Raw genomic sequence first — 20824 nt, 5'->3', positions numbered from 1 at the left:
CTGCAGAGACGCAAAGAAAAGTAACTACTTTAATCGCAGAAGCGCGAAGATGCAGAGATTTTAAATTTCTATTAATGTCTTTTTCTGCGCCTCCGCGCCTTCGCGGTTAATTATTTATATTCTCCAAAAATTACCTTACCCCAGAAGCCCGCCGCGTTTGAAGATGTCGGCTTGCACTTCGGAGAAAGGATTGATGGTGGCCGTTTTACCGTTTTGGGTGTTGGTGATTTTTCCGGAAGTAAAATCCAGTTTTACCACAGCACCTGACTCCAAATCCAGCTCCTCGATGACTGCAGGATCGTAGGTAAGGATGGGGAAGGCAGCGTTGATGGCGTTGCGTTCGTAGATGGCCCCAAACGATTCGGCTAATATTGCCGAAACGCCCAGCGACTTAAAACAATCTACCGCCTGTTGACGCGAACTTCCGGCGCCAAAGTTTTTGCCGGTAATTATTATGTCGTTAGGCTTGGCTTTGCGCGAAAAATCTTCATATCCCGGTAGGTTATCAAAAGCGTATTGTCCCATCTCTTTTATGTCGGTGATGGTAAGATAGCGGTTGTGGAAGATCATGTCGGTGTCGATGTCGTCTTTCTGGATTATCCAGATGCGACCTTCAACTGTTGTGGGCTGCTTTTCGTCCGATTTTACTTTGGGTGTACCCTGAATTACCTTTCCTGTTTTCGCGAAGGTAGCCGGTTGTTCCGGAATCTGGTCGGCAGTGGTGATGTATCCGGCTACAGCCGAAGCTGCCACCACTTCGGGCGAGGTAAGGTAAACAAATCCTTTGCCCTGTTTGCCGGCAAAGTTGCGGTTGCCTGTGCTTAAGGTAACCTCGTTGGGGCCGTTTTGTCCCACTTGTCCGGCGGCACAGCCTGCGCATCCGGCATTGGAAACCAGCGCGCCGGCATCCTTAAAAGTCTTGATATATCCCAGCTCCAGCGATTGTTGCCACACATGGTCTGTGGAGGGTACGATTTTGAGCACCACACCCGGAGCCACATGGCGTCCTTCCAAAATTTTGGCTGCTGCAGCCATATCTTCAATGCGTCCGTTGGTACACGAGCCAATAAATGCCGAGTCGATTTTTACCTTCTTCACCTCTTCAATATCGATGTCGTCATGCGGATGTCCTGGCATGGCCACCATCGTTTTGAATTTGCTGATGTCGATACTGATTACTTTATCATAAACGGCATCATCGTCAGCATAAATGCTGGTGATCTTTTTGCCGTGCATTCTTTCCAAATCAGCTATTATTTTGTCGGTAGGTGGGAAAAGCAGGATGATGGCGCCCATCTCGGTTCCCATCGACGAAATAGTGATGCGTTCGGCAAGGGTGAGTTTTTTTATAGCATCACCATAAAACTCAACTGAATACCCCAGCAGCTTGTTGGCGCCGAAGATGTTGAGCATATTTATCGCAATATCTTTGGCAGAAATGTTTGCCGGACGTTCGCCCTGGAAAACAAGCTTTACAGATTTGGGTACTTTAAACCAGGCCGATCCACTGGCCCATACTGCTGCGATGTCCTGGTCGCCCATGCCCTGGCCAAAAGCTCCTATGGCGCCCATAATGTTGGCATGCGAGTCGGTGGAAACAAAGGTTCCGCCGGGAAGAATCAATCCGCGGTCGATAGCCAGATGGGTGCCAATGCCGGCATCGATGTCGTAGATTTTGATGTCGTTTTCGCGGGCATATTGCCGACAGAAGTGCTGGTTGGCGGCATACTTTTGATCGGAGCCGCCCGGGTTGCAGTCGAAAGTGAAAAAAGTGCGTTTGGGATCATCGATGGTGAGTCCGTTGTCGATGATGTTTTTTACCACGTTGGCTCCTCCAAAGTCGCGTGCCACGCGGCAGTCGATCGTTACGTCGACGATCTGGCCAGGTTGTACGGATTTTTGCCCGGAATGGCTGGCCAATATTTTTTCGATTATGTTCATTACCAAAAGTTTTTTTAGTTTATGATAACAGCGTGCAAAGCTAAGCCACTTTTCGCATCGGCAAGCATCAAAAGTTGGAAATATTTAAAAGGTGGGTTTTAATTGATGGCAGTGTGCAAGGCGTCAGGCGCAGAGCGCAGGTATTAATTTTGCTTCTTCACACAAGGTAAGATTTGTTAGATAGTGTTATGTTGAAAGTTCCAGGATTGGTAAAGTGGAAAGCCTGCTTGCCCTTCGCAATTATCATCACTGAAAGAAATTTAAGATTTAGAGAAGTGACATTTTATCAATGAGCGCCATATCAATTCCAGAGTTGTTCGGTCGACTGTTTCCGTGTGTAGCATCTGAGTTGTGTTTTTTCGATAGGGAAGTAGTTCACTACAAAACTCAAGGATTTAGGATCAAGGAAACCTATTTGTTGGATTTTTTAGAATCAATTTTAAAGTTTCTTGCGTCGCAGTGGCATGGTCATACAGCGAGCGCCGCCGCCACCGCGCGATAGCTCCGAGCCGTCGATGGTGACGACATATTTTTTGTGATCCTTCAGGTCGATTATCCCATCGATCACATCTTCGGCCTTAATTACCTCATAGTTATGTTTGTTGAGTTGTTCCACGGTAGCTTCATTGCGATTGTATCCGATAACTTTGCCAGGCCCCATTGCAAAAAAGTTGGCGCCGCTGTGCCATTGCTCGCGTTCCTGGGTCCATTTGTCGGCAGTACCGCCGCAATAGATGGGCTGCAGGTCGATGCCCAGCCGGGAGAGACATTCGAGAATGTTCTTCTCTTCGCTGATGGTTACCTTGCGTTTGTCGATCTTAATGTAAATGGTTTTATAACGATTTGGTAGCATCACCACTGGTTCGTAAACCATGCACTCGTTTTGACTTAGAAATGTAAAGACCATGTCGAGGTGGATGAACGACTCTCCTTCGTGAGGAAGTTCCTGGACGATGATGTGGTGTACGCTCTCTTTCTCTTTCATTTTCTCAATGATCACATCCACACCTTCGGACGTGGTGCGCGAGCCTATTCCTATCAGGGTTACGTCTTCGCGTGCTATGAGTACGTCGCCGCCTTCGATACTTAGCAACTTATTCTTGCTGCCGCTTTTGGCAGCGGAAAAGGTGTTGGTATTAAAGTCGGGATAGTAATCGAAAATGGCCTCCATAATTTGTGACTCGCGTTCGCGTACAGGGCTGGCCATGCTTGCGATGAGCACGTCGTTTCCTATAGAAACCGAGGCGTCGCGGGTGAAGAAGAAGTTATGCAAAGGCCTGACAACAAATCGCTGTGGGTTCAGGTAACGTGAAAGACTGTCGCGGCGCACTTCAACGCCTTCAATCAGGTGTTGCGCCAGAGCCGTTGGCGAGAGCGAATCAAGGAACGTCAACACGCGCTGGTCGCTACAATTGGGGCAGGCTTTCGCTATCAAGTCATTTTTAACTTGATCGTTGCCCAGAACCGAAACAAGCAAATCTTCCACCTCAAAAACTTTGCACACTTTGCTGAGCACACCACTTAGCTGCATGTATTCCTGCCGCGCCACCGACAGGCTCAGGATGTCGCTGTACAAGGCACGTTCTGCATTTTCGGGCGTCATGTTCTCTACCTCGCGGCCAACTGTGTGGATGATGACGGCTTCAAGATCGCCAACTTCGCTATTGATATTTACATTAAAATTCTCTTTCATAAACATTTAAAAATATCGGCAAAAATACAAAAACAGGGAAGGAAGCCCTCAACAAAATTACTGTTTGACTTCTCATTCAATATTATTAGCTAATTACAAAAAAAATCCCAGATAAATTTCAAAAATCCTTGACGGCTTTGGTCATTGAATTTCATGTTGAAATTTATTTGGGATTGTTTACATCGGCTACTGATAGTTGTTTTAATGACTTTTAGGATTTACTGGGAAAGTCTAAAAGTCATGATCAAAATCAGGCACCATTAATTTTCAACCGGCACTTCCTCTTCGATGAAGCGAACACCATGCTCTTCGAGTTCCTTGAGAATGGGTGCGTATATCTCTTTTGTAATAGGGATATGAACGCCGCTGAGTTTGAGTTTTCCGGTAAGTATTAGTTTAACTGAAATGCCCATGGGAAGCCCCACGGTTTTTGCCATAGCAGTATGTACATGGTCATCGCCTTCCACAATCAATGAGGAGAGCATGTGTCGTTGTTCCCCTTTCAGCTTGTAGCCAAACTGGTGCTGCATTACGAGCATGTCTCGATCGTTAGGAAGGAATGCCCATTTTTCGGCAAGCAGTTTTTGCAATATCTGTGCAGGCGTGGCCCGTTTTAAGCCAATTTTCTTTTTGTTGTCAAAAAAGCCCAGCCACCTTAGGCGATACATCTCGTTTGAGTTGATGTCGATGCCGGTGTAAAATGCCAGGTTTTCCTCGGGAGTGAAGCAAGGGTCTGATTCGATGAAGGCATTCAGGAAGTCCAGATAGGTCATGTTTTCTGAATTTTCGATAGTCACGGTATCATCGGTCAGGCCAAGTTGCACAAAAATATCCCAGGCTTGCGAATAGCCGGGTCGGCGCAGTGTTCCACGCACCAAAGTAGGAATATCGTCGAGGCCGTAAACGCTGCGATATTTCAGTGAGTCGCGGTTGAGGTAAGCTTCAAATTCGCCATAGTTGAGCACTTCCACGCGGCGAGTGCGGCGGAAGAGCTGATGGTAAGGAATGAATTGATGCTTTCCATCAACAATGGCTTGTGCCGTGCACTGGCCGGCGAGGATTACGTTACGCGGTGCCCAGGTAAATTTATAATTCCACGGATTGTTGTCCGATTGCGGAGCTGGCAGGCCACCACAATAGGAGCGAAACTCCGTCATCTCGGCACCCTGATCTCTTAGTTTGTCAAGCACGTGCATGGCCGACATATGGTCGATGCCAGGATCGACACCTACTTCATTGAGCAACAAAACACCAGCTTCTTTGGCTGCGGCGTCGAGTGCCCGAATTTCGGGTGATACATAAGATGCCGTAACCATGGGTTTGCCTTGCTTTACGCAATCGGTAGCCAGGAGGCTGTGCATGAACGCCGGAAGCATCGATACTACCAGATCAGCACGGCTAATTTCGTCCCAGCTTTGGCGGCGGTCGTTTACATCGAAAAAGATGGCCTTGCCGTGTGGGTGTTTGTTGATTTTGCGCTCAGCAGCGTCGATGTCTTTGTCGCCAAGAGTGATGTGCCAATCGTGTTGTTCGGCATGGTCGAGCAGATACTTGATCAGTGTAGATGCGGAAAGACCGGCGCCGATCATCAAAATATTTTTCATTTCTACGAAAGTTTTATGAATAAGAATATGAATGAATTTTTCCAGGATGTCTGATGGTAGGCGTCCCGGATTGTAAGTTTTTAGCGGTTACACGTGTTTCTGAAGGTATTCGTAATCGGGAGTAAATTTTCCGTTTTGCAGGATGAGCGCGCGTTTTATTGGAGCGGGCAGGTCGAGCTTTTCGAAGCTGGCGTTGTAGTCGGCACGCACGATGGCGGGCACAAATTCGCGCAAAGCTTTTCCGAAACCGAGCGACGACTCACGTGGCAGCTCGCTGGGCAGAATATCGACAGCCATCACCAGGATTCCGTCGCCCTCAAAACCCATGGTAGCTTGGCGCGACACAGGATCGTAAACGAATACAGGATCTTCTATCTCAGTTCCTTTGTGTGTGAATTCTATCGAGCCATCGGGGTCGCAGCTCACATCGCCGATTACCTGCAGTTTCATCTTGCCTTGTTTGTAAAGCGTTTCGGTGAAATCTTTGGTGAGTAATCGCGGGTAGCGGTCGTTCCAATACATGCAGTTCATCAACAAAGTGATGTGGGGAGCGTATTTTTCAAACTGGTTGCGATATTCTTCAGGATGACCGTAATAGTGCTTCAGATCGAATTTTTTGTTTTCATCAATCGGAGCCGAAATGTCTTCTTCTTTAAAAACCACTTTATAAATCAATTTGTCGGAATAGTCACCCGACTTTTCGAGTGTCAGTAGCTGAGCAGGCGTGATTTCTTTGATGGGCAGCAGGTCGGCCATTTCCTGAACGCCTTTGCTCACGTTGCCATAACCAGTGATGCCCAATACCATCGGGGTGAGTTTTTTGGGAAGACCTTCTTTACGAATCATGTCGCCAACTTCTTTGATAGCTTTTTGGGCTTCCTCCAGCGAGTGGTAGTGGTGCGACTGCTGTATCCGCGTAAAGCGATTGTCGGTACCCTGCACTCTGAGACGCTCGCCCAGCGACCACAACGAATTGATCATTCCGGCAAGACCGGCATAATACCCGAAGAAGATCAGCCGCCGGCCATTGTCGTCAGTAATTGTTTCGTAATCGATCAGGCTGCATTTTTTCTCCATCATACGTTTCAGCATGGGCATGTTGTAGGGCTGCCCCTTGATGACGTGGGAGAATAAGACGTAAGTTTTCCCTTCTTCAAAATAATCCAACGGCATCTCTTTTACACCAAAAATAACCGGAGCATCTTTTAAACTTTTCGTTACGGTGGCTCCCGCCTCTTCAAATTCCGAGTCCTTAAAAATGCGTTTCGGTGAACTTTCCACAAAAACTTCCATTCCGGCCCGGGTAAGAATTTCGACCTCTGGGGGGGGGATAGCTACCCGACGTTCCATTAAATATTTGTCCTCGTGTCTGATGCCTACTTTTTTATTCATAGCAGCTTTATTATTAGTATTTATGATTATTGAATGATGATGAAAGCTTTTGAAAGCCTGCAATTTACAACTTTTGAGGGGCGGTTTTTTAACCAAAATCCAAATTGTATCGTTTCTAATTTGCGCCCCAAATTCTGATGATTTTCCAAAGGAACGCCTTTTTATTTGTATTTTAAGGTTTGATTGGTTTACAATTTCTTAATGCCAACATTCGGCATGTCGTGGGGCTAAGTTTTAAGGATTAGTTATTTTTGCGGCAAATTATGAGATGACCATCGGGAAAGCAGATACAGAAAAAATGTTAGTTTGCTTTAACCTCGGGCGATTGCGAGAATCGGGCAGTTTCTTGAGGCGGTGAGAGTGGGGTTTATTTTTGGAAACAAAAACTTTATGTAAATAAAATGAAAAGATGTTTGATAGTAACTGGTGGCGGCGACTGCCCCGGATTGAATGCAGTAATAAGAGCCATTGTAAAACGTGCTTCTACCGAAAAACAGTGGGAGATTATTGGAAGCATCGAGGCTTTCAACGGGATTTTGCGTGAGCCTACCGAGATAGTAATTCTCGACGAGGAGAAAGTGGCCGGCATTCACTATCGGGGTGGCACAATTTTGCAAACTACCAACAAAGGCGGCCCTTTTGCCTGGCCCATAAAAAACAACGACGGAACCTGGACTACTGTCGATCGCTCCGAAGAGATGCTGCGAAAGCTCCAATATCTTGGCGTGGAAGCAGTGATCAATATTGGTGGCGATGGTTCTCAGAAAATTTCGCAGCAACTTTTCGATATGGGGCTCAACATAATTGGTGTGCCCAAAACGATTGACAATGATCTCTCTGCCACCGATTCGACGTTTGGTTTTCAAACAGCCGTGCAGGTTGCCACCGAGGGCGTCGATAAATTGGTGACCACCGCAGCCAGCCACAACCGCGTGATGATTCTCGAAGTGATGGGGCGGTATGCCGGATGGATAGCTTTGAATGCTGCTGTTGCCGGAGGTGCAGAGATATGTATCCTGCCTGAGTTTCCATATGATATTAAAAAAGTGCTCAAGAACGTAAACGATCGTTTTGAGCGCGACCGTGGTTTTGTTAACATCGTCATTTCCGAGGGTGCCCGTGCCATTGGCAGCGACTATTCCACCCTGAGCCAAAAGGAGATTGGCTACGAAAACCGTCGACTTGGAGGCGTTGCCAACGTGCTGATGAACCAACTCAAAGAGGCCGGTTGCACTCACAGCATTCGCACTACCGTGCTCGGTCACTTGCAGCGCGGAGGCGTCCCCATAGCTTACGACCGTGTACTCGCTACCCAGTTTGGTGTGAAGGCTTTTGAGATGGTTCTCGATGGCGAGTTTGGGCGCATGGTCTCTTACCGGCATCCATACATTACCAGTGCTTCGCTGGCAGAGGCTCTGCTGCAGCCCAACCTGGTGGATAACGAAACCGCACTGATGAAAACAGCCCGTGGCATCGGCATAAGCTTTGGCGATTAAGCCGGAATATTTGCTGAATGATGGGCAAGAATATAAATTGTAAAATCGCTTTTAACCAAAAATTTTCGTATTTCCTTTTATAGTGAAGTCACAGCTAAGACATCCTGTTTTTGAACTTGTATCGGACACAGCGCACCAAATGAACCTGCCGGCTTATGTGGTGGGTGGGTTTGTTCGCGATCTTTTGTTGGGCAATCCCGGCAAGGATATCGACATTGTGGTGGTGGGTCAGGGTATCGAATTGGCGCAGGCCGTAGGTCGCGAGATTGGGAACGAACATGTGCAGGTTTTCAAAAATTACGGTACCGCCATGTTGCATTATCACGATTATCAGATCGAATTTGTGGGTGCCAGGCGTGAATCTTATCAGCGTACCTCACGCAATCCGATTGTGGAGGATGGCACTTTGGAAGATGACCAGCAGCGGCGCGATTTCACCATCAACGCCATGAGCATCAGTCTCAACAAAGATGATTATGGCCGTCTCATCGATCCTTTTGATGGTGCCGGCGACCTCGAAAGAAAGATTATCCGCACCCCGCGCAACCCCGACATCACCTATTCCGATGATCCGTTGCGTATGCTGCGCGCCATCCGTTTTGCAACGCGACTGGGTTTCACAATCGAAAAGAAAAGCTTCGATGCCATCGCACGCAATGCACACCGCATTAGTATCATCTCGCAGGAGCGCATCACCGACGAGCTTAACAAGATTATAATTGCTGACAAACCTTCGACGGGTTTCAAATTGCTCTTCGATACAGGTTTGTTGCAACTGATTTTTCCGGAGATGGTCTTACTTCAGGGCGCCGAATACAAAGAGAATAAGGGGCATAAAGATAACTTCTATCATACGCTGGTGGTTTTGGATAATGTGGCAGCGGAATCGGACAATCTGTGGTTGCGGTGGGCTGCCATCCTGCACGACATCGGCAAGCCGCGCACCAAGCGTTGGGCCGATGGAACAGGCTGGACCTTTCACGGACACGATTTTGTGGGCGCTAAAATGGTGCCCGCCATTTTCAGACGTCTGAAATTGCCTGCCGGCGAGAAACTCAAATATGTAAAAAAACTGGTGCTGCTTCATCTGCGCCCCATCGTGCTTTCGGAAGAGCTGGTCACTGATTCGGCTATCCGCCGCCTGCTCTTCGATGCCGGCGACGACATCGACGATCTTATGACTTTGTGCGAGGCCGATATGTCGTCGAAGATACCGGAGAAAATTAAGCGGTACCGCAAAAATTTTGAGCTGGTGCGCCAAAAGCTGCTGGAGATAGAAGAAAAAGACCGCCTGCGCAACTGGCAGCCCCCCATCAGCGGCGAGTTTATCATGGAAACTTTTGGCATTCCACCCGGAAGAATTGTGGGCGAGATAAAAACCGCCATCCGCGAAGCCATTCTCGATGGCCGAATCGACAATAATTTTGACGAAGGCAGGCAGATGATGCTGCAAATTGGTCTTTCGCATGGATTGAAGCCCGTGATAAAAAACAATTAATGATCTGTGTAATTCTCTTTTTTATTCTACATTTGATTTTTTTTCTGACCTTCCCACACAAGAACTTTGCGGCGGTCAAAATAGTAGGGAATTGAAAATTATTTTGGTTTTAATAGGGATTTAAAAAAATTACACCACATGAATATCTACACGTTCCGTTTGGTTATTGATGAGCAGGACGATTTTTTAAGAGAAATTGAAGTCAGAGGCAATCAGACTTTCAGGCAACTGCACGACTTTTTGATTAAAAATCTGAATTTAAAAAAAGATGAGCTGACTTCATTTTTTATCGTGGATGATTTTTGGAACAGGTTGCTCGAAATTACGCTGATAGATATGGCTGTGGATCCCAGTCCCGACGATGAAAGTGACAAAGTTATACCGGAAGTTTATCTGATGGATGAAGTTAAGATCGAACGCTTTGTAAAAGAAATTGGGCAGAAGCTGATTTACGAATATGATTTCCTGCAGTTGCATGGTTTCCGTCTTGAGCTCACCAAACTTGTCGAATCGGTACCCCGTCGCCGTTATCCCTTTATTGCGGCCAGCAAAGGAACGCTCGTTTTGCAGGATAATTTGCGCATAGAGGATGACGCACAACGCCTGAAGCAGGAATTACTCGACGAATTTGATGCTTTGGTAGGCGAAGATATGGACGATGACGACGACCAAGGCACTGACGATGACTATTAATCAAAAATCTATACATCCCCCTGTACTCATCACAATTGCCGGCCCCACGGCAAGTAACAAAACAAAAATAGCGATAGCGCTGGCGCAACATTTCAATACGGTGATTCTCTCAGCCGATTCCCGACAATTTTATAAAGAGCTGAAAATAGGAACCGCTGCGCCGACTGCCGAAGAACTGGCCACGGTGAAGCATTATTTTGCCGGCCATCTTTCCATCCACGATTATTATAATGTATCGCGTTATGAGCAGGATGTGCTGCAATTGCTTGACGAATTATTCCGGAAGCACCCGATAGTAATCATGGCCGGCGGCTCCGGATTGTACCTGGATGCCGTTTGTGAAGGCATCGATCAGTTGCCCGAACCAGACGCCGCTTTGCGCGAGAGAATCAACGAGATTTATCGAAGCCAGGGACTTGTTGGTTTGCAGCAACGCTTGCAACAACTCGATCCGGAGTATTACGAAATTGTCGATCGCAACAATCCCAACCGACTCAAGCGTGCGATAGAAGTATGCCTCCAAACAGGAGCCACTTACACGTCGCTGCGAGTGAAAAAAGTACAACCGAGATCTTTTAATATTATAAAAATCGGATTAAATCTGCCGCGTGCTGAATTGTTCGACAACATCCACCGCCGCACCGATGCTATGATAAGCAGCGGCTTGGTGGAAGAAGTGCGGAGTCTGCTGCCACACCGCCATCTCAATGCTTTGAACACCGTTGGGTACAAAGAGATATTTGCCTTTCTTGATGGTAAAATGACGCTCGGAGAGGCCATCGATAAGATAAAAACCAACACGCGTCGCTATGCCAAACGCCAGCTCACCTGGTTTCAGCGCGACACTGCCATCACCTGGTTTCATCCCGACAAGGTGGAGGAGATGATAAAATTTGTGGAAGGGAAAACCCAAAACATCCAGGAAATATAATCAGGTTCACTGCGATGCTACGCCGAATGAAACTTCACCAGCGCGTCGATGGGCTTGCGAATGATGGTGCTAACGTGCATGCTGCGTTCGGCGGCTATTTCGAGTAAGGTATCTGCAAGAAGATGCGCTATCGAACCGACAAATCCCAAAGGATAGCTGCCCGCTTTTTCATATTTAGCAAGAATTTCATCAAAGAAATGTAGGAAGGCTTTTCTCACCAGCCTAAGGGCAAAATCCTCGTGGCGATGTGCTACAACAAAAGGAACAAAGGATGCGATGTAGCTGGCCGGATCCTGGCGTGCGTAGAGGCGCGGAATAAAATCCTGCAGTTCGTCGGCAAATTTTTCTTCAAATTCTTGTTTTATCACAAGGGGTAGCTCATTTTTAAAATATGCGTTCAGCAGAAGTTTCCCAATATCGGCACCGCTTCCTTCGTCGGCAAGCAGATAGCCCAACGAAGGCACAGCGCTGGTGATGGCGCCATCCGTAAAAACGCAACTGCTGGAGCCGGTGCCTAGTATAGAAGCAATGCCACTGCCGCGTCCAAACAATGCACGCGCAGCGCCAAACAAATCGTGGTGCACTTCGGCTTGCGCTGCCGGAAACTTTTGCTTCAAGACATTGCTTACCAGATTTTGTGTTTCCGGTGTGGAACATCCTGAGCCATAAAAATACACCGACGCCACCTGTTCCACGTCCAGTTGGTGTGCAAATTCTGCCAGCGACTGCTCAAGCGCTGACGGTGGAAAATAGTTCGGATTGTAACCGCCTGTGGTAAGCCGTATTACTTCTGCCTGGTTTTTTACAATTACCCAGTCTGTCTTGGTGGATCCGCTTTCGGCAATAATTTTCATTTCTTATTTATTTTTTAATAATCAGATAAAAAACCTATTGATAATGTGAGGTAAAAATAAAATTACCCCCACCAAAGCTGCAATAATGGCGGTGATAAGCACTGCTGCTGCGGCAACATCTTTGGCGTGTCCGGCCAGCGGATGCTTCTGCGGTGAAACCAAATCGATAAGCAGTTCCAGCGCAGTGTTGATGGCTTCGGCTGCCCACACCATTCCGACGACGATCAGCAGTAAAATCCATTCGGCGGCAGCCAACCTAAAATAAAAAGCCGCTGCAATGACCAAAATCGTAGCCACCAGATGAATGCGTGCGTTGTGTTGCGTTACCAGCAAATAGCGTAACCCTTTGAAGGCATAGCCAAAGCTGCTGATGCGCTGCCGGATATTAAAAGGTTGTTTCTTTTTAGGATTTACCATTGCTGCCGTTTTTTTAAGTCTTCAAAAATATAAAATTAATGGCACGATAGAGGGAAAAGAGCAAAGAGCATGGCGCGTGGCGCAAGGCGCGTGGCGCATGGCGCAAAGAGCAAAGAGCATGGCGCATGGCGCAAAGAGCATGGCGCCGGGTTGGTATTTTTGAATATTGAACCGTAAAATATCGAAGCTTGCCTGCCCTGAGCGTAGCCGAAGGGAATAATGAAGTAAAGAAGGCAGGGCGCATGGCGCAAAGAGCGTGGCGCAAAGAGCATGGCGCTGAGCGCAATTACATGGTCGCGATTTCTATTCTTTTTTCGCTGTTTTCAGAGAATTCAGATTCATCGAACATCGACCCACTTCAACATTCGAGATTCGGTATTGGATATTAGATATTCCTTTTTCTTGTTTTAATTTTTGAATGTTGAACCGCAGAATACCGAATGTTAAATAATGAAGTAAAACCCTGCTGTCCCACGGTTTGGACGAGGCAGCGGAGGCTGCGGTGGCTGAGCCTGTCGAAGCCAGCTTGTCGAAGCCCTCGTCCGCTTTATTTTTACTTGCTGTGCCTGTTCAAAACTTCTTTGTGCCTTCAGGCACATGATACGGGTAGAAAAATGAGCGCCTCTCAATCTCGTCCCGTACGGGACGAAATAATCTATTACAATGTGCTTTCTACCCATATTGCATCCCTACGGGATGGTTCCAGTTTATTTTTAAATGCTGTGCCTGTTCAATCAAAATTTGAAAAAAGCAGGCTGCGCCTGCAAAAATTGATGCAGCTTAGGCTGGTTTCGACTTGGTTCGGCTACGCTCACCAACCGGCGCTCAACCACCGCCACAGTCTAAGCTGAAAGGCAGTGCCAAGTTATTGCTAACCACTACTTTCTACTTACTTTTTTACTGCTTACTTTCTTCTTCCAAACTAAAAGTGCACGAAATCGGATAATGATCCGAATATTCGACCGGATATTTTTGGTAATGCTGGGCTTTGAGTTGTGGACTGTGCAGGAGGTAGTCGATGCGCAGAAAAGGAATGCCGCCGGCGTAGGTAGTTCCCAGCCCGGTGCCTGCTTCCAAAAATGCATCCCGAAGGTTTTCGGAGATGGTGCGATAAACGAACGAGGTGGGGGTGTCGTTGAAATCGCCGCAAACAATCACCGGGTAGGGCGACTGGCTGATGTATTGCCGCACCACCGCCGCCTGACGTGCACGCCGCAGAAAGGCTTTGTGCAACTTATAAAAAATGATCTTTGAACTCGACGAATGACCCGTGGCTGCCGGATCCATAACTTCCGAAACAAATTTGTAGTCGGCCTGCGAAAAACGCACCGATTCCAAATGGAAATTAAAAACTCGGATGGTATCTGTTTTTATCACCACATCGGTAAAAATCCCTGAGTTGGAAACGGCATCTTCAAAATTAATCTCCTCGCGCCGCACAATCGGAAAGCGCGTGAAGGTAGCCAGGCCATAATGCTTTTTGTCGCCAACAGTTTTTACATATCCCACATGATAATTCTTTGCTTCGCTCTCAGCCACAAAAGGGTCGATGGTAGGAAAGTAGGTGTCGTTGCCATGAAAAAATTCCTGAAAGCATACAATGTCGGGATGCTGCGAATGGATAAAATCAAAAACAGCATCGCGCGTAAAATAGTCCTGGTCACTATGCCATTTGTACTGGTCGAAAAGCCGGACGTTGTAAGAAAGGATTTTAAAATCAGCTTTGGTTTCCTCGCTGTCGGTGGGCGCGCTGATGCTGATCATCCGCATAAAGATGTTCAAGCCGATTATTAGCGAAAGCAATGAGAATAAGAAATACCAGCGCAGCCGTAACATCCAGAAAATGGTGAAAAGCACATTGATGATCCATAGCACCGGATACACCAGTGCAAGCATAGCAGGGATGGTGGTGATTTTGGGATGGGTAAAGGGTGCGAGATACGAAATTAGCAGCGCAGCCACAAACACCAGGTTGAGGATAAGCATGAGGCGATAAGGCCATTTTCTTTTGCCGCCGGATTTTGTTTCTGCCATGGCGTCTGCCGGATTAATGTTGTTTCTTCGAGGATTGGAAAAGCATGGCTTTTTCCTCTTTGGTCAGACTGCTGTAGCCCGACCGGGAAATCTTTTCGAGAATTTTATCTATTTGCTCCTGGTTCAGTTTTCGGCGATAGTTGTATTCGTCGTCGGTAATGGGGCGCTGAATATCATTTGGAGAACCCGTGGTAGTTGGTTTGACAGGTTTGGTGAAATATTTGAAAAACTTTTTGAAGTTCATGGTTCCAAAATTTATAGAGAAGTCGTTTCCCTTTTTGAGCATTGTTACATACATAAATCCCCAGAAAGCTCCTCCCAGATGGGCGATATGTCCGCCGGCATTGCCGCTTTGTATGCTGAGCAAGTCGATGACAATAACAGCCAGCGCCAAATATTTCAGCCGGACACGTCCAAAAAGAAACAGCGTTATCGAATAATCGGGCACGTATGTCGATACCGCCACCAACACTGCCAACACCGAGGCCGAGGCGCCCAGAGCAACGGAGTATTTCACCGTTTCGTCAAAAACCGGGAAGATGTTGAAGGCAGCGATGTAAAAAATGGCTCCGGACAGTCCGCCAAGAAGGTAGATGCTCAGAAGCTTGCGGTCGTTCATGTATTCCATAAAGATGCGCCCGCTAAAGTAAAGCACCATCAGATTAAAAAAGATATGAAAAAAGCCTTCGTGCAAAAACATGTAACTGAGCAGCGTCCAGGGGCGCAGCAGCAGCGACGGCAGGCTGGCAGGAACTGCCAGGTAATAGGCAGCTATCGAAATGCTGCTCATGCCTTCGGGGTGGTCGGGAAGCTGCAAAAGCCAATACAGCAGATTGACAAGACTCACCAGGATAAACACGCCGATGTTGATGACGATAAGCTGGCGTAATACCGAAGAGCGTTTGAAAAATCGCTTAATGTTGTCGAGTGGGTTGGGTTGGTGATACATCATTTTAATGAACGCCTTTTCGTTTCCAATATTTGATCATAATAAAGCCAAAAAGCATTCCGCCAAGGTGGGCAAACCGAGCGATGTGGTCATCGGGAAGATCGCGTACACCATAAATCAGCTCCAGTAATCCGTAGCCAATCACAAAGTATTTGGCTTTGATGGGGAATGCAAAATAAAGATAGAGTGTCATGTTGGGATACAACATGCCAAAGCCGAGCAGGATGCCAAACACAGCGCCGGAAGCTCCGATGGTTGGCGTGTTGATGAGACTGTTGATGGTGGCCATCTGCTCGTTTACATAATTTTTGCCCTGAAGCAACGCATCGTGGCCTTCGCTGTAAACGTGCTGAATTTGTTCGGGGGTAAGTGCACCCTCGAGGAATTGAATGCGCCCCCATATTACCAGCACATGGATCAAAGCAGCACCCAGTCCTGTAATCATGTAAAATTTTAAAAATCGTTTGGAGCCCCAAGTGTTTTCAAGGATATTGCCAAACATCCACAGCGCAAACATATTCGACAGGATGTGCATGAAGCTCCCGTGCATAAACATGTAGGTGACAAATTGGTGTGGGTTGAAGTTGGGCGAAGCAAAATAATGAAGACCCAGATATTTCACCAGATTAATTCCACGCGTCTCCAGTGCAATGGTAGCCAGATACATGATGCCGTTGATGATCAGCAGATTTTTTACTACCGGCGGCAAAACCTGGAAACCTTGTGGGTGATATTGTTGATTCATTTCTTACTTTTGGGAATGTTAAACTCTGATGTTTTGCCTTTTGTTCATGATTGGCGTTGGCTGTCGTACATGATTTTTTCGGTGGTGATGATACGAATGATGGGCTCGCCATCGATGGAAATATCGGGTACTTTGCAGGCAAAAAGCTCTTCCACCAGCGCTTTCATTTCGGGCGGTTGCATCGGACGTCCTTTTTTAATGGCCACGTTGCGCGCCAGTGCCCGCGCCAGGTTGTTGTTTTTGTCAAGATTAAGCTCCAGCAGGTTTGTGCGGTAGTTTTCCACAATGCCTTCCAGCAGTGTGCTGATGTTGTTTTGTGGATGCCCGGCCGGGATACCGCTCACTACAAAATGAAACGGTTGTTTGTCGTCGGGCGCTATATCAAAACCCAGCAAACGAAGCTCTTCCGAAATCTCGTGCATCAAACCGGCTTCGGCAGGTGGAAGCGCAAAAGTTACCGGAAAAAGTATCTGTTGCGACAAAGCTTTGCGCCGGCTGAGCAGCTCCACATATCTGTCGTAAAGAATACGTTCGTGTGCCTTCTGCTGATCAATCACCATCAGGCCCGATTTTACCTGCGACAGGATGTAGGTACGATGCAACTGAAAAAAAGGTTGATCGTCGGTGGGTTCATCATTAGTATGGCCGGTAGCAAAGGCTTGCGTTTGCTGCTGTGGCCGGTTTTCCCCCTGCTGCGCATAAAGTTTTTCCCAGTTCTGCCGGTTCCTCTCCTCCCGTGGCGTTGGCTCTGGTTTCTGACTCTCAAAAGGATTGTAATCAGGATTGATCGTTATCTGTGGATTGCGGATTGGCGTGGTGGCAGTGGGCATCCTCAGGTCGAGCGAAGGCTCCGTTTCGAAGTCGAGAGAAGGTGTAACGCTAAACTTTCCCAAAGCTGATTTCACCGCGCTGCGTATCACCGAATACATCAGACGTTCGTCCTGAAATTTTATTTCTGTTTTGGTAGGATGGATGTTGATGTCGATCTCGTTGGGATCTATTTCTATAAAAAGGAAATATCCCGGAAAGGCTCTTTCGGGAAGCAGATCTTCAAAAGCACTGTCTACGGCATGATTCAGATAGGGGTGCTTCATAAAGCGTTTGTTGACGAAAAAATACTGTTCTCCTCTGATCTTTTTGGCGTATTCAGGTCGTCCCACAAAACCACTCACGACAAAGGTATCCATCTTTTGTTCGACAGGTATCAGGCGGTTGTTGTAGTTCTGGCCATGCAGCGCTACGATGCGTTGCTTGAGGTTTTCGGGGCGGAGCTGAAAAATAGGTTTACGATCGTTGAACATCCCAAAAGCAATGTCGGGCTGTGCCAGTGCCACCCTTTGGAATTCCTCCATAATATGCCGCAGCTCCACGTTGTCACTTTTTAGGAAACGTCGCCGCGCCGGCACATTATAAAAAAGGTTTTTCACCATAAAGGTGGTGCCTTCCGGGCATTGACAAACTTCCTGACTTTTTACCGATGATCCTTCGATGGTGATGCAGGTGCCAAGTTCTTCCTGCGTCAGGCGGCTTTTTACTTCCACATGCGCTATGGCCGCAATCGATGCCAATGCCTCGCCACGAAAACCCATGGTGCGGATACTGAAGAGGTCGTTGGCCGAACTTATCTTGGAAGTAGCATGCCGCTCGAAAGCCATGCGGGCATCCGTGTCGGACATGCCGCAGCCATTGTCGGTGACCTGCACCAGCGTTTTTCCGGCATCTTTCACCACCAGATCAATTTGGGTGGCGCCGGAATCGATGGCGTTTTCGAGCAACTCTTTTACTGCCGATGCCGGACGCTGAATCACCTCACCCGCTGCTATCTGGTTGGCTACCGAATCGGGAAGCAAATGAATAATGTCTGACATGCCTTGTTTTCGACTTTTACACAAAAAAGATAAAATAAACCAGCAGCGCAACGATGATCACATACACCAGTAGATTCGCACCACGTGCTTTGCTGCGGTTTTGCCGGTCCATTCTGCGCCAGCGCCGGTCCATCTCACCGCGCACAAAACTGGTGTCGCCGGTGCCGGATTTTTCAAGCTCCCGTCGCCGCGTTTCCATCCGCTCTTTTTCCTCGTCGTAATAGAGCGGTTTGTATTCAAAGGCTTTTGGTTTGGGTGTTTTAAAGAATACAATTTTCATTTGTTCAATATTTTCGACAAAAGTAAAACTAATTATTGCCATCGGTATTTTGCGGCTGTAAGAAAGGCTTACGCCCGGATTGAATATTAAAAGCCAGGCCTGAAGATTTGGGTAACGGAAGTCTGCTTTTAACGGATAATTAGATTCAATGAGGGTGTCGTCGAATCTTATTAGCTCATCACGTCTTGATTAATTATTAAAAACTGAAATTTGCTCCGCCAAAGAACATTCTTCCGGCGGATGGATATAAATATTTTTTACCATCCAAAGCTTTGCCGGTGCCATCATCCAGCGCATAGCCTGTGTCATTGTAGGATGCACCGAAGATGTTTTTAATATCAATATAAAAAGTTACAAAATGCAGGTTGTACTGCAAACGGGAACTAAGAATGGTGTGTCCGTTAAGCGTTACCAGGTTTTGATTGTCGAGATATATTTTGCTGGCACCATTCAAAAGCAGCGAAGCGCCAAATCCGGTTTCGGGAGCATAAGAAATGCCTGCTGATATTAGGTTTTGAGGGATACCTTTGGGACTTTTGCCTTCATTTTTGCCAGATGAAAGCTCAACCTGTGCATAGTTGTAATTCGCAAACCCGCTCCAAACGTTGTGTAGATTTACTTTAACACTAACATCTAATCCGGTATGTTCGGTGTCGAGTATGTTTTTGTAAACCTGAGTTCCCGGATCGAAATCTATTCCATCTTTCACTTTTATCAGATAGCCGGCGAGGCTTATTTCTACGGTAAAGTTGTCGGAGAATTTATAATGATGATAGGTGCCAATTTCGTAATTGTAGCTGGTTTGTGGTTTGAGGTTTGCATTAGCAAAAGGATCGGCTTTTATTTGGAATGGAGTGTACGTTGGTCCGGCCTGCATAAACCTAAAGTTATGGAGCCTTTTCAGGTCGGTGCGTTGGTCGATGGTAGGTGCTTTAAATGCGTGGGAATAGTTCACAAAGATGCTTCCGGAGTAATTGTCGGTTTTTCCGGTGCTAAGGTTAAGGGCAATTTTGGGGCTTAAAGCCGAATTTATTTTATTGATAGATGTGTCGGGAACCTTGCCAGTATATTCGTCGGAAATGTAGTCGTAGCGAAGGCCTGCTAAAAGTGTGAGCGGTTCGGCCAGGCGTATTTCGCCGTTTAGGTAAACAGCTGTGGTAAAATGATAGCCATCGCCACGAGTATCAAGCGAATCCCAGGGAGTATAATTATTTTGATAATCGTTTTCGAAACCTCTGAAAATATCAGCATACTCGCTGCTGAAGCCGCCATAGCCTCCTTCGATTCCACTGGTGATGCGCGCTCCTGCATCGGGAATTTCGCTGTGGATGCGAATGGCCAGATTCAACTGGTCGGTGTCGAGGTTGCGTCTTTTTGTGTCGCCATACGCAGTGGTATCGTACAATTCTATCGGATAAGTTTCTTCTCCTGTAAATATGACCACATTAGGAATTTGTGCAAATGTCTGGGTTTTTTCCTGCTTTCTGTGCTGATAGCTAAGGCTGATGCCCAGATCGGTATTGACATTTACACGGGTGCGAAGTTCCAGGTTGGCCAGATGTTTTTCTGCATCCTGTCCGTCCTGCCTAAAATAGGCCAGCGACTGGTTGCGGTCAGTATCGATGTTTTGTTGAAACAAAAAGCCCGGGTCATCTGCCGAAAGTATCTGGTTGAAAGTACTGAAATTGAGCGTTGAGTTGCGACTAATGGGCAACTTCACTTTGCCGCCAAAGTTGATGGTGCTCCATTTGGCGTGATCTCTGAAACCATCGGTAGCGGTGTGGTTGGCATACAGTTCATAGCTGCCGTTTCCTAATTTACCCCCATGGGCTGCGCCTATTTCGTATGAGTTGAATGAGCCATAGCCGATATTGGCCGTAGTGAAAGGTTTATCGCCAGAAACAGTTCTGATGTTAAGCACCCCGCCCATAGCGGCATCGCCATAAATGGTGGAGGAGCCTCCACGCAGCAGTTCCACGCGGTTGATCGCATTTATCGGAATCTGGCTCCAGTTGGCCAGCCCTGATTCCAAATCGTTCACAGGCATGCCATCCACTATAACGGTGAAATATTCAGCTTCGTCACCACCATAAAAACCGCGGATACTGATCTGTGGGTTGAGTCCCATGCCATCGGTGGAGGTAGCATAAATCCCCGGAAGGTAATTAAGAATGCCCGTAAAATTCTGTGCCGGCAACAGATTTATCTCTCCGGCACGCAGCACATCCACTGAGGCGCCGGCGTCGATAAGCTGCTGATTATAACGGTTGGGGGTGATCACAACTTCGTCCATAGTCATCTGTCGCAATGTGTCGGGCTCAGAAGTGATGGCATTCACGAAAGAGTATTGAAATAACTGAAGAAGGAGGATAACTGCAGGCAGCAAGAAAACTTTTGGTCGGTTTAATCTCTTTTTCATAATCGTTTTT

16 protein-coding genes are annotated in these 20824 nt (G+C 47.1%); 4 read left to right on the top strand and 12 right to left on the bottom strand.

The window, feature by feature from the left end:
* Nucleotides 1-135: 135 nt before the first annotated feature.
* The 4 genes from VFC92_13125 to VFC92_13110 form a co-directional block, all read right to left on the bottom strand.
* On the bottom strand, nt 136-1941 hold the full coding sequence (locus tag VFC92_13125) for an aconitase/3-isopropylmalate dehydratase large subunit family protein (GenBank protein HZK09123.1): 1806 nt from the start codon (nt 1939-1941) through the stop codon (nt 136-138).
* Nucleotides 1942-2380: 439 nt separating this feature from the next.
* The gene (locus tag VFC92_13120; GenBank protein ID HZK09122.1) at nt 2381-3634 is read right to left on the bottom strand and encodes an arginine deiminase family protein; all 1254 of its coding nucleotides are present in this window, start codon (nt 3632-3634) and stop codon (nt 2381-2383) included.
* A 260-nt stretch (nt 3635-3894) separates the two neighbouring features.
* The gene (locus VFC92_13115; GenBank protein HZK09121.1) at nt 3895-5238 is read right to left on the bottom strand and encodes a saccharopine dehydrogenase C-terminal domain-containing protein; all 1344 of its coding nucleotides are present in this window, start codon (nt 5236-5238) and stop codon (nt 3895-3897) included.
* Between the two features lie 87 nt (nt 5239-5325).
* Nucleotides 5326-6630, bottom strand: coding sequence for a bifunctional lysine ketoglutarate reductase /saccharopine dehydrogenase family protein (locus VFC92_13110; protein ID HZK09120.1), 1305 nt, complete (start codon nt 6628-6630; stop codon nt 5326-5328).
* Nucleotides 6631-7031: 401 nt separating this feature from the next.
* Here VFC92_13110 and VFC92_13105 point away from each other — a divergent pair, with 401 nt between their 5' ends.
* The 4 genes from VFC92_13105 to miaA all read left to right on the top strand — a co-directional run bounded on the left by VFC92_13105 (nt 7032) and on the right by miaA (nt 11248).
* Nucleotides 7032-8126 (top strand): ATP-dependent 6-phosphofructokinase, encoded by a 1095-nt coding sequence (locus tag VFC92_13105; GenBank protein ID HZK09119.1) that lies wholly within the window; start codon nt 7032-7034, stop codon nt 8124-8126.
* A gap of 61 nt (nt 8127-8187) precedes the next feature.
* Entirely contained in the window at nt 8188-9624 is a 1437-nt protein-coding gene (locus tag VFC92_13100) for an HD domain-containing protein (GenBank protein ID HZK09118.1), read from the top strand.
* Nucleotides 9625-9762: 138 nt separating this feature from the next.
* A complete protein-coding gene (locus VFC92_13095; GenBank protein HZK09117.1) occupies nt 9763-10317 on the top strand; it encodes a hypothetical protein in 555 nt (184 codons plus the stop codon).
* Entirely contained in the window at nt 10283-11248 is a 966-nt protein-coding gene (gene miaA, locus VFC92_13090; GenBank protein ID HZK09116.1) for a tRNA (adenosine(37)-N6)-dimethylallyltransferase MiaA, read from the top strand. Before VFC92_13095 ends, miaA begins: the two co-directional genes overlap by 35 nt.
* A gap of 17 nt (nt 11249-11265) precedes the next feature.
* On the opposite strand, the gene VFC92_13085 is transcribed toward miaA, so the two are convergent.
* The 8 genes from VFC92_13085 to VFC92_13050 all read right to left on the bottom strand — a co-directional run bounded on the left by VFC92_13085 (nt 11266) and on the right by VFC92_13050 (nt 20814).
* Nucleotides 11266-12102: a hypothetical protein gene (locus tag VFC92_13085; protein ID HZK09115.1), complete on the bottom strand. Its 837-nt coding sequence runs from the start codon at nt 12100-12102 to the stop codon at nt 11266-11268.
* Between the two features lie 21 nt (nt 12103-12123).
* Nucleotides 12124-12519, bottom strand: a complete 396-nt coding sequence (locus VFC92_13080; GenBank protein HZK09114.1) for a diacylglycerol kinase family protein — start codon at nt 12517-12519, stop codon at nt 12124-12126.
* Nucleotides 12520-13416: 897 nt separating this feature from the next.
* Nucleotides 13417-14553 (bottom strand): endonuclease/exonuclease/phosphatase family protein, encoded by a 1137-nt coding sequence (locus VFC92_13075; GenBank protein HZK09113.1) that lies wholly within the window; start codon nt 14551-14553, stop codon nt 13417-13419.
* 13 nt (nt 14554-14566) lie between these two features.
* Nucleotides 14567-15505 carry a rhomboid family intramembrane serine protease gene (locus tag VFC92_13070; protein HZK09112.1) on the bottom strand — a complete coding sequence of 313 codons (939 nt, stop codon included), beginning with the start codon at nt 15503-15505 and terminating at the stop codon, nt 14567-14569.
* Nucleotide 15506: 1 nt separating this feature from the next.
* Complete coding sequence (locus VFC92_13065) at nt 15507-16247, bottom strand: rhomboid family intramembrane serine protease (GenBank protein HZK09111.1); 741 nt, start codon at nt 16245-16247, stop codon at nt 15507-15509.
* A gap of 44 nt (nt 16248-16291) precedes the next feature.
* Nucleotides 16292-18115 (bottom strand): DNA mismatch repair endonuclease MutL, encoded by a 1824-nt coding sequence (gene mutL / locus VFC92_13060; protein HZK09110.1) that lies wholly within the window; start codon nt 18113-18115, stop codon nt 16292-16294.
* A 16-nt stretch (nt 18116-18131) separates the two neighbouring features.
* Complete coding sequence (locus VFC92_13055) at nt 18132-18395, bottom strand: hypothetical protein (GenBank protein ID HZK09109.1); 264 nt, start codon at nt 18393-18395, stop codon at nt 18132-18134.
* Nucleotides 18396-18591: 196 nt separating this feature from the next.
* Nucleotides 18592-20814, bottom strand: a complete 2223-nt coding sequence (locus tag VFC92_13050; protein ID HZK09108.1) for a TonB-dependent receptor — start codon at nt 20812-20814, stop codon at nt 18592-18594.
* Nucleotides 20815-20824: the final 10 nt, after the last annotated feature.

Source organism: Bacteroidales bacterium (assembly GCA_035647615.1).
Taxonomy (GTDB): Bacteria; Bacteroidota; Bacteroidia; order Bacteroidales; family 4484-276; genus SABY01.
This window is presented reverse-complemented; position numbering and strand designations above follow the sequence as displayed.